At 63.5% G+C, this 14,623-nt stretch carries 14 protein-coding genes, 1 tRNA gene and 3 pseudogenes; 2 read left to right on the forward strand and 16 right to left on the reverse strand.

All coding sequences use genetic code 11. From position 1 onward, the window contains the following. Positions 1–202: 202 nt before the first annotated feature. The 8 genes and pseudogenes from AC5ZFO_RS30485 to AC5ZFO_RS30520 form a co-directional block, all read right to left on the reverse strand. Positions 203–904: a lytic transglycosylase domain-containing protein gene (locus AC5ZFO_RS30485; protein WP_282522081.1), complete on the reverse strand. Its 702-nt coding sequence runs from the start codon at positions 902–904 to the stop codon at positions 203–205. 179 nt (positions 905–1,083) lie between these two features. Then, entirely contained in the window at positions 1,084–1,611 is a 528-nt protein-coding gene (locus AC5ZFO_RS30490) for a S26 family signal peptidase (RefSeq protein ID WP_496122977.1), read from the reverse strand. Further along, a complete protein-coding gene (locus AC5ZFO_RS30495; protein WP_282522080.1) occupies positions 1,608–2,072 on the reverse strand; it encodes a DUF2840 domain-containing protein in 465 nt (154 codons plus the stop codon). The genes AC5ZFO_RS30490 and AC5ZFO_RS30495 overlap by 4 nt, the downstream gene beginning before the upstream one ends. A gap of 295 nt (positions 2,073–2,367) precedes the next feature. Then, on the reverse strand, positions 2,368–3,246 hold the full coding sequence (locus AC5ZFO_RS30500; protein WP_496122961.1) for a replication initiator protein A: 879 nt from the start codon (positions 3,244–3,246) through the stop codon (positions 2,368–2,370). A 22-nt stretch (positions 3,247–3,268) separates the two neighbouring features. Further along, entirely contained in the window at positions 3,269–3,550 is a 282-nt protein-coding gene (locus tag AC5ZFO_RS30505) for a helix-turn-helix transcriptional regulator (RefSeq protein WP_282522078.1), read from the reverse strand. A gap of 132 nt (positions 3,551–3,682) precedes the next feature. Next, a pseudogene (locus tag AC5ZFO_RS30510) lies at positions 3,683–4,259 on the reverse strand (DUF2285 domain-containing protein). Further along, the gene (locus AC5ZFO_RS30515; protein ID WP_282522077.1) at positions 4,256–4,450 is read right to left on the reverse strand and encodes a transcriptional regulator domain-containing protein; all 195 of its coding nucleotides are present in this window, start codon (positions 4,448–4,450) and stop codon (positions 4,256–4,258) included. Before AC5ZFO_RS30515 ends, AC5ZFO_RS30510 begins: the two are co-directional and overlap by 4 nt. A 162-nt stretch (positions 4,451–4,612) precedes the next feature. Further along, the gene (locus AC5ZFO_RS30520) at positions 4,613–4,822 is read right to left on the reverse strand and encodes a DUF2285 domain-containing protein (RefSeq protein ID WP_496122962.1); all 210 of its coding nucleotides are present in this window, start codon (positions 4,820–4,822) and stop codon (positions 4,613–4,615) included. A 272-nt stretch (positions 4,823–5,094) separates the two neighbouring features. Here AC5ZFO_RS30520 and AC5ZFO_RS30525 point away from each other — a divergent pair, with 272 nt between their 5' ends. After that, the gene (locus AC5ZFO_RS30525) at positions 5,095–5,322 is read left to right on the forward strand and encodes a helix-turn-helix domain-containing protein (protein WP_282522076.1); all 228 of its coding nucleotides are present in this window, start codon (positions 5,095–5,097) and stop codon (positions 5,320–5,322) included. 61 nt (positions 5,323–5,383) lie between these two features. On the opposite strand, the gene AC5ZFO_RS30530 is transcribed toward AC5ZFO_RS30525, so the two are convergent. The 7 genes and pseudogenes from AC5ZFO_RS30530 to AC5ZFO_RS30560 all read right to left on the reverse strand — a co-directional run. Further along, positions 5,384–5,707 (reverse strand): DUF736 domain-containing protein, encoded by a 324-nt coding sequence (locus AC5ZFO_RS30530; RefSeq protein WP_045013298.1) that lies wholly within the window; start codon positions 5,705–5,707, stop codon positions 5,384–5,386. 1 nt (position 5,708) lies between these two features. Beyond that, the gene (locus tag AC5ZFO_RS30535; protein ID WP_282522075.1) at positions 5,709–6,011 is read right to left on the reverse strand and encodes a hypothetical protein; all 303 of its coding nucleotides are present in this window, start codon (positions 6,009–6,011) and stop codon (positions 5,709–5,711) included. 220 nt (positions 6,012–6,231) lie between these two features. Then, positions 6,232–6,675 carry a hypothetical protein gene (locus AC5ZFO_RS30540; protein ID WP_282522074.1) on the reverse strand — a complete coding sequence of 148 codons (444 nt, stop codon included), beginning with the start codon at positions 6,673–6,675 and terminating at the stop codon, positions 6,232–6,234. A 312-nt stretch (positions 6,676–6,987) separates the two neighbouring features. Beyond that, a pseudogene (locus AC5ZFO_RS30545) lies at positions 6,988–7,249 on the reverse strand (thiaminase II/PqqC family protein); the annotation flags it as partial. Positions 7,250–7,375: 126 nt separating this feature from the next. Further along, positions 7,376–7,452: transfer RNA gene (locus AC5ZFO_RS30550), tRNA-His, on the reverse strand. A 191-nt stretch (positions 7,453–7,643) separates the two neighbouring features. Beyond that, positions 7,644–8,078 (reverse strand): phasin, encoded by a 435-nt coding sequence (locus tag AC5ZFO_RS30555; protein WP_282522073.1) that lies wholly within the window; start codon positions 8,076–8,078, stop codon positions 7,644–7,646. 671 nt (positions 8,079–8,749) lie between these two features. Next, a pseudogene (locus AC5ZFO_RS30560) lies at positions 8,750–9,127 on the reverse strand (phasin family protein); the annotation flags it as partial. A gap of 209 nt (positions 9,128–9,336) precedes the next feature. Between AC5ZFO_RS30560 and AC5ZFO_RS30565 the strand changes: the two are divergent. Then, positions 9,337–12,744 carry a PAS domain-containing protein gene (locus AC5ZFO_RS30565; RefSeq protein WP_282522072.1) on the forward strand — a complete coding sequence of 1,136 codons (3,408 nt, stop codon included), beginning with the start codon at positions 9,337–9,339 and terminating at the stop codon, positions 12,742–12,744. Between the two features lie 82 nt (positions 12,745–12,826). On the opposite strand, the gene AC5ZFO_RS30570 is transcribed toward AC5ZFO_RS30565, so the two are convergent. Beyond that, entirely contained in the window at positions 12,827–14,356 is a 1,530-nt protein-coding gene (locus AC5ZFO_RS30570) for an FAD-dependent monooxygenase (RefSeq protein WP_282522071.1), read from the reverse strand. Positions 14,357–14,623 lie beyond the last annotated feature (267 nt).

Raw genomic sequence — 14,623 nt, forward strand, 5'->3', positions numbered from 1 at the left:
GAATTCCATCACACGCCTCCCGCGTTGCTGAGGCGGCGCACTGTGCGCGTCATTCATCGCGCAGACCACTTGCGCTGTGGCCGCAACTCCGGGCGCAGACCGATTACGGGCGGCAGTCCTGCTGTCGTGTCTCCCCACTGATCTCCTCACTCCGCCCATTGTTCTCCAGAGCACGCCAATGCATGCCAGCTTGCGCATTCAGTCATCGCGGGTCTCCCGCATCGGATCTCGCGACGAACAACCCGGTTGCCTGTGGCACAATCGCCGAGATGTCGCGAACCGAGGCAGCCGTCGGATCCCGGTTCGCCGGACGCCCAGACTGCAGCCGCGCAGCGGTCTTTGAGTTTTCAGGCCGCACAACGAAAAGCGCCGCTGCCGATGGCCGCAGATTCGCAACTGCCTTGGAACCCGCGATGTCGCTGCCGACCACCGACACAAGTTTCTGCAAATAGGCCTGGGTCTCAGCTGGCAAAGAATGGCCGGCGAGATTCTCTTCGTAGCGAGCAGGTCCCGCGTTGTAGGCAGCAAGGAAGCCCGGTGAACCGTACCGGTCGTGCAGTTCGCGAAGGTACGCGGTCCCCGCAAGAATGTTGCCGTGGGAGTCGTAGGGATCGTTGCCGAGGTCGTACCGCAGGCGTAGCTCTGCCCACGTCTCCGGCATGATCTGCATCAGCCCCATGGCGCCGTTCGGCGACCTTGCGCGTACGTCTCCGGCGCTTTCGACGTCAATGACTGCGCGTATCCAGTGCACCGGGACGCCGAAGCGACGCGAGGCCTCCTCGACGAACTCCGCAAATGGATCGCCAGCTCGATAACTCGCTGTGGGCTCCGCGGGTCGTGTCTCGGCGACAGCAGTAGCGTTGCTCACGGCCAGCGCAACGAACACCGGCACGACAGCGCGCAAGCTACTCTCGAACAAACGCAAGTGTGCCGCCGTGCTCGCGCCCGTCCAGGGTAAAGACGCTTCGCGTTGGCCTTTCGGCCGCCCTGGACCGCCGCGGCGCGCGGCGCCTGCGCAATCGTTAGTCGGGGCGGGGGAATGGTGCCGCACTCGGTCGAACAGAGGCGAGGCAGATCGGATGCTCAATTCGCGCACGGACACTCCTCCCAGGTCCACACTGGCAGTGCACGGCCAATGACGGCCGACGCCGGCAAGAACCCGAAGTAGCGGCCATCCAACGAGTTGGTGGATTGCCAGTTCATGACGAATAGTTCGCCCTCCCCAACGACACGGCAGCCCTGCCATTTCGGGAGCGGCCGACCGCGGCCATCGCGATCTCGGGCTTCGCCCATTTCGATGGCGTCAACTGAAATGGTGAGCCCGCTTCGACAAACGATCTGCCCGGGAAGCGCCAGCACGCGTTTGAGTATCGGCAATCCGGCTGGCAGATAGCCGTTCAGATCGAGGAAGGTGGCGAGCGGCTCCGGTGGCTGTACGGCGAGTAGTTCCGTCACGAACAGGGTGTCCGCGAGTTGCAAACGATACAGTCCGATCGGCACACTCTCGGATGCATTCCAGATGTAGGCCGGCGTGATCTCTAGAACGGTCGGCGAGATGACGGCGGCAGCACCGGCAAGCATCGTGGTCAACGTTTTCCACCGACTGATCATCGCATGACCCTCTGCCGGTGAAGCCATGCCTGATGACGCCCTTTCGTGTAAGGACGCGGGTTTTCGTTGACGGACAGGCGGTTGTGAACGTGATGCCAATATTCGTGCGCAGCGTCCGCCGGATTGATGTCCAGTGCTTCGACGGCATCGATCAGCTGAAGCACCCGCTCGACCTTTGGCCAGCCGGACAGCCGCAGAATAATCTCACCACCCGGCTTCACATAGGGCACGGTGGAGCATCGCTGGCCCGGCGCGACCGCGCGCAGAATGTCGATCCGCGAGATCGCCGTTCCGAAGTCGTTCGACGTCCAGCGGACGAACGCAAAGATGCTGCCCGGCGCAAACGACAGCAGCCGTCGGCGACGATCGAGGATTTTTTCCGTGACGGCACGCCCAAAGCGGATGCGGTTCTCAATGCGCTTCTCGAGCCAGAGGAGTTCGACTTCGGTGAGATCGCTCATGAGACACCAGGAGCTTGAGAGATGTTTCGATTGCGTGGCTGGAGCGCGATGGCGACAGCGCGTCGTCGCCACCATTGACAGCGAGGCGACGCAGAACTCGCGGATGGCTGTTGGTTGTTGTCCCCAGCGGCGCGAGTTGCGCGATCCGTTAGAAGAAATCCGAAGGATTTCTGGTTAGTAGAGTTACGGCCGCACCTTGGGCAATAAGGGCTTAGGTCCAAATTCGGTCCCCGATAGCACGAGGATCCGGTCCCTGATGGCACGAGGGTTATGGTCCCCGATAGCACGAGCTGATTCACAGGTTATCTCCCGGCTTTGGAATGAGGCCGCGCCTGCGGACCCTGTCGGATAATGGATCGACGAACGCGGGTGCGAAGTTCAATCGCTCGGCGCCCTTCAGGTCACGCGTGAACACAAGTCGGTAGCCGGGCAATGTCTGCCGCTGGACGATCTGGCGCACGTCGTATGCAAAATGCTTGAGCGGCGAGAGGCTGCCAGACTTGGCATGGAGATGCACAAGATCGAAACTCCAGCCACCCTCCTGCCTGCCACCATGCTTGCGCACCAGACGATAAAGCCAGCGCTCAAGTCCGCCCGTCAGGTCGAAATACGCGCGATCGATGGTGAGCACGAGAGCATCATCGATCACGCCTGCGTAGAACCAATCCGGCAGAATCAGTTCGAGCCCGAGCGGACGTCCATTTGCATCTGCCGTCTCTTTCCATTCGTTGATCCAGGAGAATCGATGGCGCCGCCGTTCTGCCGGCTGGCGGATCGACGGTACGGTCGTTGACTGTAACCTGTCGAGACCGGCCTTAAGGCGATCATAATCGCGCACACTGGTGCCACGGCCAACGAACGTCAGAATCTCGTAAGGAGTTGCAGCCATCAGGCGTGAGGTCTTCAAACCCGCATCCCGAGCCTCGACGATTTGCGACGCGGCCCAGATCAGGACATCCGCATGCCAGATGGTTGCCATGCCGTGCTCCGGCACGGCCTCGACGCGAATGGAGATTGCGCCCGCACGAAAATCGATTGGTACAATGCGCTTGGTCTTTGCGAGCGAAAAGAACGGATAGGCCATCAGGTCCTGCGCATCGCGTGGCGCGAGATCGCCAGGTAGCGCCCGAAACAGTTCAGGTTGATCGCGTTCGGATGGGAGTTTTCGCCGCATCGCTAGTGCCCTCTTCTGGCAATCAGCGGCGTTCCTGGCCCGCATACGGGCGCAGGTTCGCATGCTTCTTGGCTGGCAGAACCGTCCCCTTGCCCGGATCAGACGTCGATGTCTTGGCGCCGAGATCAGCCCAAGCCTTCAGATCGTCCACAGCATAGACGACGCGACCGCCGATCTTCCGATAGGTCGGTCCTGTGCCGTATGTGCGGTGTTTTTCCAGGGTGCGGCCGGAAAGACCGAGAAATCGCGCGGCTTCGGGCGTGCGCAGGTATCGCGGCGGCAAGCCGGCGTTCGGATCGGGCATTTGAAAGGCTCCGTGACCATCTGGAGCGCCAGCGCGAGCGGCGGCGCGTCGACGGTCACGATCGCGGAGAAGGACCGCGAAGGGGGATGCCGATGATTGCGGGGTATGTTTTCGATACCCCCGCTGAAGGTGCTATTTGTCCTTGCGCTTGGGACGCAGCAATTCGCGATAGCCGCCGCGCATCAATGCGAGGCCGCTTTGCGCGAGACGGATGGTTCGATTGCGGAGGTCGTTTCCAGGCGCGATCGGGGATACGCGTCTTGCCGCATAATACTTCGGCGATTGCACGGTAGGTGCTGCCGGTGGCGCGAGCATCGAGTGCGCGAATAGCGACGCTTAGCCGCTCGCGCCGCTGTCTAGATAGCTCATGAAAGGCGGGCCCTGGCGTGCGCCCATTCATTGCGCGCCACAGCCGCCGGGCAGCCCACGCGCGTGCATCGAAATCGCCGTCAAACGGCAACTCCGCGCCATAGCTCGCGCCGAGCGCTGGCGGTTCCTTCAGCCAGACGCGATGCTCAATCGCGCCAACACGCAGGATGACATGCCATCCATCGGAGGCGCTTCGCAGTTGACCAACTGCAAGGTTGAGCAGTGGTCGAGATTCGTCGCCACCATGTACGGGCGACGAGGCTGCTGCGACTGGAACGATAGTCGTATACCTCAGGCACCCAAAAGATGGTCTGCTCACCGCAGGACCCGTGAGGGTCATGCGCGAAAGCAGATACCCCACCTCCTCCTGAATTCCGCGGTTACTTGTCCGTCTGGACTGTTGGCGATCGTCGCTTGGTAGTCGCGTTGGTAGTCGGCATTGCGACGCAAACGTTCCCAGGCGATGTCGGTGATGTCAGCTTCTTGTGGGCTCTTGTAAGACTCCGGCGACCGCCAATCGAATGCAGGCATTGCGTCCGCACCTTTCGCACAGCTAACGAGGATTGCGGCGCAATAATTCTGAACGATTGGGTTGTAGGAAGCCCCTACTTTGGCACCGGGTGGTGCTCGGGGATGACCCCATCGCGTCGAAGAAAAATGTACTCTCGACGGACATTTGGTCAGTGAAATCTTCTAGTTTGAGCCCGCACCACGCAACAGACGTCCCTCTTCAGTAACCCATTTCGCGCGCACCAAATGGCTGTCGTATGCGTTCAAGACTTTTCGCGCGACCTCTCGCCAGTCCGCCCCCTCGCTCTCCGCCTGCAAAAGACGCGTGTACGTGACGACGTGCTGCTCGTCATAGAGCGCCAGCGTCTTATCGTCCGCGGCACTGTCGGCCACGTCTGGGTCTAATGGTGGTTTTGCACCATTTCCGTTTTGAGAAGGCAAGAAAGTTTACGCCATAGTACGGCCGCAAACTAGCCCGCCTTGGCAACACTGCTCCTCTTTCAGAAATCCTCCGACAAAGACAGTCACCTTGCTTGGCGGCTCCGGATTGCAAGCGGCAAGCACTTGAAGGGCGGTGCTCGACGTCACATGGAATAGCATATCTGATGACGAATAGGAACGATCGTTCCTAGAACGATCGTTCCGGTTCAGGTTCCCCTGTCGCTATGGATCTCAAAGAGATTATGGCAGTGAACCTGCGTCGGAAACGCCACGATCTAAAAATGACGCAAGAGGTGCTGGCCGACCGCGCGGGCTTGAGCGCCCGGTACGTCGGCGCCATCGAACGCGGCGATGTATCGGCAAGCGTCACCGTGCTCGGCCAAATTGCCGAAGCATTGGGAGCGGATCCGGGAGACCTGCTCAAGCGAGCTGGGCGGGGGAGCAAATCGTAGGCTGCTTGAAGGCGGCCGTAGAGCGCCCCGCCGGATGAGCGGGGCGCTGCACTCGGTCCGGTCAGTCGCCGTTGGGCTTGCGGCTGCGGGACCAGATCAGGGTGTAGGTCTCGGCGTCTTCGTCGTCGAAGAGATTGGCGTAGATCGGAGCGTTGAAGCTCGGATCGTCCAGCTTGACCGAGAGATAATCGCGGCCCTCGTTGGAGCGCTTCGACCAGGCGGCCCCGATCTCGGCGCGACCGACGTAGACCCGGTGGCTTGGGGCGTTGTCGTTGGTCCGGTCGGTCTCGGGGACGATGCGGACGCCCTTGGTCTGGAGGCTCAGGGTGACGATCTCGCCTTGGAATTCCTGGCCGGACTTCTTGAATGAACCGATGTTAGCCATGTCACTTCTCCTTGCTGTTTCCGAGCCCGCGACCACCGCGGCCTCGATGGCGATCTGAAAGCCGAAGGCGATCGACGCCGCACCCGTTTGGGCCGCAGCGCAGCGGAGGATGGCTGCGGGGAGACTTTCTTGCCTCGCGAGGAATGGGCGAAGCCCAGGGGAAGAAAGTCTCCCCGCCGCCGTTGCGGTTCAGGCGATCGAGGCGTAGCCGGCCTTCGGCCAGATCAAGCCAATGAGAGGCCAGGTGCTCGCGTGCGCTGAACAGCATCTTGGAGACGTGCCAGCGAACGATCGGTTCAAACAAGAAGCCCCACATTCCCGGCGAAGGAAAAGGAAACCTGGCGTACATAAAGGCGACCCGTGCTCCGAACCGACAGAATCCAGCGTACCCGCCAGCAACCGCGGGAGCAGTCTGCCGACGAGATCACCCGGCTCAATCGAAGCGTGAGAGAGGATCGCGATGTCGCGATCAGCAAGGTCGCCCTGTATCCGCGTCATACCAACCAAGAAGCAGACACGCAACGTCACCCGCCCGCGGTCGTCATCCCATTCGGTGGATGGATAGGGCTGAGTACAACGCCATCTCTGACAGAGGAGCCGGTCTGCATCGACACGTTTGCCCAAGCGATTCCCCCGACTGCGATGGCCCCAAGCATGGCGAACGACTCCTGCCACGATCCCTCGGGAATACCGAGGTGTCCAAGGGCAAGGGTCACACCATAGCCGACGCGTGCAGCCGGAACCGCGAATAGTAACCCAATGACCAGGCGCACGATCGGAGAGCACGCGGCGGAGAAGGCGTACCGTCCGATCACGAATGTGAAACCGGCCGTAACGAAGCCAACGACGATGGCACCGACCGGACCTGCTCCGGCTTGAAATAAATAGATCCCCACGGTCGTGCCGACGAAGAACGGCAATGCGTGAATCGCGAGCGCGAATACTGCCCAGCAGAAGGTTTCAGGCATGAACAAGCAATGTAGGAGAGCCCGATCGCTGGTGCGATAGAGACCGGCATTGAACGATGGCGCTGACGTGTCGCCATTGCTGGCCTTCGAGACAGCAATCAGGAAGGCCGGCTATTCGCTTGTCGTAGCTAAGCGGCAAGCTTGATCAGCCCGAGTTGCTGCAGCGCGGTGACGCCGTCGTCCCGATTTCCTCGGTGATCTTGCCGTCTTTCAGCTTCAGAACAATCTCACAGACTTAACGCCGAAGACAGCGCGGGAGGGAGGCGTTGTTCGCGACGACCGCCACAACGGCGGGCACAGCTAGGGATAGACCCAACCGGCACAAAGCTTAACATGCAGGTTCATCTCGATATCAAGGATGGCCGAACGGCCCGCCGCATGCTTCACGCATGTCGGCAAGTTTGGGCGACTTGTAGACGGAGAACGCGTAGGCGCGAGCAAACTCCACGAGGAACAAGTAGTCGTGAACGAGATATTGACGAAACGCCGCTTCGGGGAGCGAGCCGTCTGCCAATCCGTTCTTGAAGAGATGCTCGGTAGGGGCCCGCCACTCAGCGGATGCTCCTGTCTTTAGAACTCACGATCACCGTTACTGGTTACTTTTTCCAGCACCAGACCGCGTTTCCGTCGCCGCGGTAGCTAGATGGTAGCTAGCAGCCGCTGCCTTCGCGCGAAGGCTAGAGTAAACTATTGATTTCGCTGGTACAGTTGGGTGGGCTCGAACCACCGACCTCCTGTTCCACAGACAGGCGCTCTAACCAACTGAGCTACAACTGCATCCTTGCGAGCCGCCTTGGGCGCCTGGACGGGCCGTCGACCTAAGGGGGGCTGGACGGGGCGGAAACTAGGTGCAACGGGCGTTTTTGGCAAGGCCGCAAAACCCGAGAATCGCGCTTCCGACGAGGTTATTTCCAAAGCAAAACCCGGGCTCTAGGCCCGGGTTTCTTAACTTGAACGACCCGGCCTGATCAGGCGGCGGGCTTGTAGAGCTTCGAGGCAGAGGCCTTGATCGGCTCGGCAGTCTCGGCGGCGACGCGCTGGGCGAGCTCGACCAGCTCCTTGGCCTGGGACTGGAAGGTCTCCAGCTGGGTGCGGGTGTGGCCGGTCCACAGCTCCAGCGCTTCCGCCGGCGACTTGAGGCCGAACAGCTGCTGGGCGAAGTCCAGCTGGGCGCTAGTGTTGGCCTTCATGAACTCCACCAGCTTGGCGGTGTACTCGCTCGCGCCCTTGTTGGCGGAGGTGAACACGGCCTCGACGGTGCCGTTGTGGGTCTCGGCCGCGTCCTTGAACTTGGCGTAGCTCTCGCGGGCCTGCGACACGCCCTTTTCGGCGAACGCACGCATCTGCTCGGGGACCTCGAACGGAATGATCGAGGCAGAAAACGGATCAGTCGCAGCTGTCATGGTAGTCCCTCACGCTAATGAAAAAATGGAGTGAGCCTTCCCGCCGGCCCCGACCTAGGCCTCAAATTCAGCGGGAACGAAGACTGGAACGCGATACAAAAAGATGGCTCGCCCAGCGCCCATCACTATCGCTGCCCAAGATGTCAACATTGTGCAACGCAAACGTGATCCGGGCTGCGGCGCGAAATTTAATCGCGGTCAGGATGAGGTTCCTCACCAGGGGAACCCATGGTTGAGGTATCTCAGTGCCTCAAGCGGGATATCGCCTCCGACATTTCATGCGCAGGAGCCCGGAATCCATCGGGCCGCAGAGTCCGTGGGCAAATGGTTTCCCAAATGCGCAATTGCGCATCATCACTCGCGACTTCGTCGCGCCCCGGAATGACATCCGCGGCGGGGCGCTAGTGCTTGGACTTGGGCTTGGATTTGGGCTTCGACTTGGGCTTGGGCTTGGATTCGGGCTCGGGCTCGGGCTCGAGCTCGGGCTTGGGCTCGGACTTGGCCTCGAACGTGGGTTCGGGCTTGGTCTCGGACTTGGTCTCGGACTTGGGCTCGGGCTTAGGCTCGGGTTCGGGCTCGGACTTGGCCTCGAACGTGGGTTCGGACTTGGGCTCGGGCTTGGCCTCGGGCTTGGCCTCGGGCTTGGTCTCGGGCTCGGGCTTAGGCTCGGGCTGGGGCCTGGTCGCATCCATCGCGGCGCGGCTGACGATCTGGCCCATTTCGCTGGCCTGTTCGGCCAGCGTCCGCATCTGGGCCTGCACATATTCGCTGTACAGCCGCATCACCTCGGAGAGGTCCTTGGCGTGAACCAGCGACTGGGCGTAGTCGAGCGAGGCCTGCACATTGGTTTCGGCAAAGGCGATCGCCCTGGCGCCGACGTCCTTGGCGCCGGCGCGCATGCTCGCGCGCCGCTCCTCGAGCGAGCCGGCGGCAGTTTCGGCGTTGGCGAGAAGCTTCTCGAATGCCTCGCGCGCCTGCTGGAAGCTGGATTCCGCCATGGACCGCATCGCCGGCGGTAGCTCGAAACGCTTATGTGCCTGATCGGTCATGGCTGCCACTCCTGTCGCGAATCCTGCGGATTCAACGCCTCCACGGTCTTGCGGGTTCATCTGGATTAAGGTTATCGCGGCTTTAGGCTGCTACCTGTAGACCGGGCCGTGGACCTGCCCGCGCCCGCGCGCGATAGTAACCCTTTCTTAAGGCTGTCATTCCCCGGCAGCCGCCCCACGAGATGCGTGACGAGAAGCAAGCCGGTTGGATGAATAGTTCGGATTTCCAGTTGCGAGGCGTGGGCGATCCCCGGCTGGCCGTGCACGCGACCTCTCCGCTGCCCGCCTGGCTCTGGTCGATCGACGGCACGCGCGTGCTCTGGGCCAATCCGGTCGGCGCAAGGCTGTTTGGCGCGGCCCATGCCACAGCACTCGCGGACAAAACCTTCGGCCCGGCGGACGGCCATCGCCGCCAGGTCGCCCGGCTCGCGCGCCGATTGTCGCCGAACGGCGCGATCAGGCTGGAACGGCTGCACGGCTTCGGCGCCCGCCTGGGCATGCTGATGACCTGCGCCTGCGCCCGTCTCGACTTCGCCGATGGCAGCTCCGGCGTGCTCGTCACCGCGATGGATCCGACGCTGCGCTCGATGCCGCTGGTCGAACGCCTGCATCGTCTCGTCGAGGGCGCCAGGGTGCCGATGGCGGCGTTCGCGCCCGACGGCCTGTTCGTCGGCGCCAGCGAAGCCGCCCGCTCCCTGCTCGGCTTCCGCGATCTCGGCGATGCCGGCCTCGACCAGGCCCGCAGCGATGCGCTGGCGAAAGGCCGCGCCGAGACGCCGATCGGCATCGGCCAGATGGTGCTGCAACGGGTCGGCGTCGGCGCCGATGTCGGTCTGGTCGCGCTGATCGAGCCGGCCGCGCGGCCGGCGGCACCCGATATCGAAGAGAACAGCGCGCGCGAACAAGCCGTTCAGCCCGCGCCTGACGCTCCGCGGCCGGTCGCTGCGGCCGCGATGCCCGACCAAGCGCAGCCTGCGCAGTCGAACGCGGCTGCATCCGAAATCGCACTGTTCGACGCCTTCACCGAGCCGGTCGAAACGCCGGCTCCGACCGAGACCACCCCGCCATCAGAGACGATCGCGGACGCGCACGCCGCGAGCGAACCTGTCCAGGACACGACCGGCGAAGCGGTCGAAGCCGCGCCCAAAACTCCGGTTGAAAACCCGCGAGAGGCCATTGTGTCGCCGCAGGCCGCGCCGATCAGCTCACCCATGGTCGAACCGCAATCAGCGGAGCCGTCCGCACCGCGTCAGCATCCGCTGCGCTTCCTGTGGCAGATGGATCCGCAGGGGCGCTTTGTGCTCGCAACCAGCGACTTCATCCGCCTGATCGGCCCGCACACCGCCGCCGGCTTCGGCCGCCCCTGGCGCGAGATCGCCGACGAATTTGCGCTCGATCCCGATGGCCGCGTCGCGCAGGCGCTTGCAAGCCACGACACCTGGGCCGGGATCACCGTGAACTGGCCGGCCGATGGCGGCGAGCATCTGCCGGTCGAACTCGCGGGCCTGCCGGTCTACGACCGCGAGCGCAATTTCGCGGGCTTCAGGGGTTTTGGCGTCTGCCGCGATCTCGACGGGCTGAACCGGCTCGATGCGCTCAGGCGCTTTGAGCAGTTCGCCGCGCCGCCCGCACAGCACGGCCTCTCCGCCGACGTCGTCGAGCCCGAGCCGGAGCCCGTGGCGGAGGCACCGCCTCCGCCGAGCGAGCCGCCCGCACCCGAGCCTAAGCCTGAGCCGACACCTGAACCCGAACTGCCCGAACCCGTAGCCGACGCGAATTCACATCCAACCGATCCGGAAACATCCGTGGAAACGCCTCCCAATGTCGTGCCGTTCCGCCCGCCCGGCGATGTCAGATCACCCAGTGATCAGAGATCGCCGACGCTGACTCCGGTCGAGAACAGCGCGTTCAACGAGCTTGCCCGGCAATTGTCCGAGCGCCTCGACCGCGAACGCGAGACGATCGCAGCTGGCACCTCCGAGCCGCCGGCCGCGGAGAGTGCGCCCGAACCTCCGATGCCGGAGCCTGAGGCGCCTCTCGCGATGGCCGAATGGCTGACCGAACCCGCGCCGCCTGCGCAGGGCCACAGCGTGCGCGACCGCGCGCTGCTCGACCTCGTGCCGACGGGCATGCTGATCTACCGGCTCGACCGGCTGCTCTACGCCAACCCCGCCTTCCTCGCGCGCATGGGCTATTCCAGCCTGGGCGCGCTGGAGGATGCCGGCGGGCTCGATGCGCTCTATGTCGAACCGGGCGTGTCGTCGGCCAGCAGCACGTCGCAAGCCGGCACGCCGGTGACGATCAGCGCGACGCTCGCCAACGGCCAAGAGCCGCTTCCGACCACTGAAGCGCATCTGCATACGATCGACTGGGACGGCGCGAGCGCACATGCGCTGATCTGCGCGCTGCCGCAAGCGGCAACAGTCGTTGCTGCGCCCATCGTCGCGCCGCCTGTCGTCGTCGCAGAATCCTTCCCCTACGCGCCTGAGCTCGAGCCCGAGGCCGGCGATGCCGACGCCGAGGATCTCGCCGCGATCCTCGACACCACCGCCGAGGGCATCGTGATGTTCGATGCCGAAGGCAACATCCACGCCTGCAACCGCAGCGCGGAAGCGCTGTTCGGCTATGACGGCGAAGCGCTGATGCAACGGAACCTGGCGACGCTGTTCGCGCCGGAGAGCCAGCAAATCGTGGTCGACTATCTCGAAAGCCTCAAGAGCCAGGACATCGCGAGCCTGCTCGACCACGGCCGCGAGGTGCTGGGACGCGAGAAGAAGGGCGGCGTGATTCCGCTCGCCATGATCATGGGCCGCACCAGGCCCGACGGCCCGAACTTCTTCGCCGTGTTCCGCGACCTCTCGCAGAGCAAGAAGGGCGAGAGCGAGCTCAAGAACGCCCGCCGTCTCGCCGACGGCGCGGCGAATGCCAAGGCCGACATGCTGGCGCGGATCAGCCACGAGATCCGCACGCCGCTCAACGCCATCATCGGCTTCGCCGAGGTGATGATCTCCGAGCGCTTCGGCACGCTCGGCAACGAGCGCTACGGCGAATACATGAAGGACATCCGCGCCTCCGGCGAGCGCGTCATCACCATCATCGACGACCTGCTGGAGCTGTCACGGATCGAGACCGGCAAGCTCGATCTCAATTTCGCCAACCTCAACCTCAACGATCTCGTCGAAGCCTGCGTCACGGTGATGCAGCCGCAGGCCAACCGCGAGCGCATCATCATCCGCACCTCGCTCGGGCATGCGTTGCCGCAGGTGAGCGTGGACGCGCGCGCGATGCGGCAGATCACTGTGAATCTGATCTCGAACTCGATCCGGCTCGCCAGCGCCGGCGGCCAGGTCATCGTCTCGACCGCGCTCACCGACCGCGGCGAGATTGCCCTGCGCATCCGCGACACCGGCCACGGCCTGAGCGAGCGCGAGCTCGCCGCCGCGATGGAGCCGTTCCGCACGCCCCCGCCCGGCGATGCCGCGGACAGTTCGGCGCTGAGCCTGTCATTGACCAAGGCCCTGGTCGAAGCCAACCGCGCCCAGTTCAACATCAAGAGCGCGGCCAATTCCGGCACGCTGATCGAGGTGGTGTTCGCGCCGGTGGTGGTGGGGGCGTAGCACTCACGGCGAGCGATCGGGAATTCTCCCGCTCGGGCGGTCCATCCGCCTGCTCCGCAATGACGAGGCGGACAGCGCGCGCTTAGTCGCCGAACCATCGCGCCGCGGCTCGAGCGGCTTCTTCAACGTCGCCTGCCCCGTCACTGGCCCAAGCGACGATGCCATCGGGACGCACCAGCACAGCGCTGAGACCCAGCCGATCCCTGGCCTCACCGGCGACATAGGTGATCCGGTCACCCCAGCGACTTGCAAGCGCTCGGAGCGATGCATGAGCGCTGAAGTCCAGCAACAGCCCTTTCGCGGTCCTGAGCAGCTCGCCCACCGTCGTCCCGTCAGCCAGTTTGAAATCGGGGACACTGCGGCCCACGAGCGGATGACCATTGCCGAGATCGTAGCGGAGCGACACGCCGCGCACGCGCTCGGCGAAATAGGTCGCACCGTCGCGGGTCTCGACGAGATCGCGAATGATGGCCTGAAGTGCGCGGGCGCTCGGCGTCGGCCGCATGATTGCGACCTGCGCGCGCGACCAGTCGAGGATTTGCGCACCGACAGGATGCCGCTCGCGCGAATAGGTGTCGAGGAGATCGGCCGGCGCTCGCCTGCGGATCGTCGCAGCCAGCTTCCAGCCCAGATTCATCGCGTCGCCAAGACCGAGATTGAGGCCTTGGCCGCTCAGCGGCGAATGGATGTGGGCGGCGTCGCCTGCGAGACACACACGCCCTTTGCGATATGTCGTTGCCTGATGCGCCCGATCCGTCCACGTCGCGGCAAGCCGGAGAGCATTGATGGTGACGTCCGTGCCGGAGACATTGCGCAAGACGCTCTGCACATGCTCGCGCGTGATCGGCTCGGCGCGGTGGAACGCACCGCCGTCGAAATCGACCATCGCGATCGTCCCGGGCTGCGCAAAGGTATACATGCCCGTGGGCGTGTAGTTGCGGCCCGGTCGGAGCTTTTCCGGATCGGCCAGCTCGATCTCGACGGAATAGCCGGTGAACTCCGGATCAGTGCCGACGAAGTCAAATCCACTCAGCTTGCGCACCGTGCTGCGACCGCCGTCGCAACCGACCAGCCAGCGTCCGCGGAAACTCTCGCCGGCCGCCTCGACACTTACTTCATTGTCTGAAGCGATGATGGCATTGACGCCAAACCCGCGCCTGATATCGACGCCTATGCTGCATGCGCGCGCGGCCAGAACGGATTCGAGCGTTTCCATATCGACGGCGAAATTGGCATCGGCCGGCGTCGGCAGGCGCCAGGGCCACTTCGCGACATCAATGTTGTCCTGATAGAACTGAATGCCGGCGAAATGACCTGCGGGCCGTCGCGCCTGCTGCATCCAGTGCGCAGCAGACTTGATTGCGCCTGACGCACGTTGCTGCGCGGCGACGAGACCCTCCAGCAAGTCACGCCGGTGGAAGGCCTCGAGTGTCGGGACCGAGAGGCCGCGCAGGCCAAACGGGAGTTGTTTCAGGGCCGAATGCGGGTCCCGCGCTTGCTCCAGTACCAGAACGTGGAGACCCGCGAGCCGCAGCTCGCACGCGAGAAACAGGCCGACGGGACCGGCACCGGCAATGACGACGTCGTATGGAAGTGAGGATTGATCGTGCATGAGACGCTCCTGTGGTCGATGTTCGACCGGAGCGTTCCCTGGGCTTCGAGAATCACACGGACGAACGATGGGACGCCTGAGCGTCCGATGTTCGTCGCGGGGATCTCGTGCACAAGGCCAAAGACCAGAGCTTTCGTTACCGAAAGGATTTGGGCTTACCAGACCAAATCTGCCTTTTCCGACACGAGGCTTATAGTTTCGTGGCGATCGGTCCGCAACGAAAAAGGCACGGCGCTCGCGGCGCCGTGCCTTTCGTCTTCCAGCGAA

Source organism: Bradyrhizobium sp. Unk1 (genome assembly GCF_059512345.1).

Coding starts and splice junctions, on each gene's coding strand:
- AC5ZFO_RS30540 (WP_282522074.1), bottom strand. CDS start 6,675: ATGCCTGAAACCTTCTGCTGGGCAGTATTCGCGCTCGCGATTCACGCA.
- AC5ZFO_RS30505 (WP_282522078.1), bottom strand. CDS start 3,550: ATGCCCGATCCGAACGCCGGCTTGCCGCCGCGATACCTGCGCACGCCC.
- AC5ZFO_RS30495 (WP_282522080.1), bottom strand. CDS start 2,072: ATGAGCGATCTCACCGAAGTCGAACTCCTCTGGCTCGAGAAGCGCATT.
- AC5ZFO_RS30565 (WP_282522072.1), top strand. CDS start 9,337: ATGAATAGTTCGGATTTCCAGTTGCGAGGCGTGGGCGATCCCCGGCTG.
- AC5ZFO_RS30530 (WP_045013298.1), bottom strand. CDS start 5,707: ATGGCTAACATCGGTTCATTCAAGAAGTCCGGCCAGGAATTCCAAGGC.
- AC5ZFO_RS30500 (WP_496122961.1), bottom strand. CDS start 3,246: ATGCGGCGAAAACTCCCATCCGAACGCGATCAACCTGAACTGTTTCGG.
- AC5ZFO_RS30490 (WP_496122977.1), bottom strand. CDS start 1,611: ATGATCAGTCGGTGGAAAACGTTGACCACGATGCTTGCCGGTGCTGCC.
- AC5ZFO_RS30525 (WP_282522076.1), top strand. CDS start 5,095: ATGGATCTCAAAGAGATTATGGCAGTGAACCTGCGTCGGAAACGCCAC.
- AC5ZFO_RS30555 (WP_282522073.1), bottom strand. CDS start 8,078: ATGACAGCTGCGACTGATCCGTTTTCTGCCTCGATCATTCCGTTCGAG.
- AC5ZFO_RS30570 (WP_282522071.1), bottom strand. CDS start 14,356: ATGCACGATCAATCCTCACTTCCATACGACGTCGTCATTGCCGGTGCC.
- AC5ZFO_RS30515 (WP_282522077.1), bottom strand. CDS start 4,450: ATGCCTGCATTCGATTGGCGGTCGCCGGAGTCTTACAAGAGCCCACAA.